This window comes from Alkalihalophilus lindianensis (genome assembly GCF_032843265.1).
GTDB classification, from domain to species: Bacteria; Bacillota; Bacilli; order Bacillales; family Bacillaceae_D; genus Alkalihalophilus; species Alkalihalophilus lindianensis.
The window spans coordinates 1-250 of sequence record NZ_JAWJBA010000735.1; the positions used below are offsets into that span (position 1 = coordinate 1).

At 38.0% G+C, this 250-nt stretch carries 1 pseudogene; it reads left to right on the forward strand.

What is annotated here, in order from left to right:
- Positions 1-59: 59 nt before the first annotated feature.
- Positions 60-250: pseudogene (locus RYX56_RS24125) on the forward strand (PucR family transcriptional regulator); the annotation flags it as partial.

The following is a 250-nucleotide window of genomic DNA, read 5'->3' on the forward strand; positions in this document are numbered from 1 at the left end:
ATTTTTTTTGTAAAATTAAACAAAGAAGGTTCAATAATTATACTTTGCATTATGAAATAATGGGGGTTACTCATTTGGTTAACCATGTATATGATCCTTTTAGAAGCGATTTTGAAAGCTTAGATGAGTTGGCTGACAGGATCAGCCAAGTATTGGAATGCCCTGTCACTATCGAAGATGCCAATCATCGCCTGCTGGCCTATAGTACCCATGATGAACGAACGGATTCGGCGCGGATTTCAACGATTAT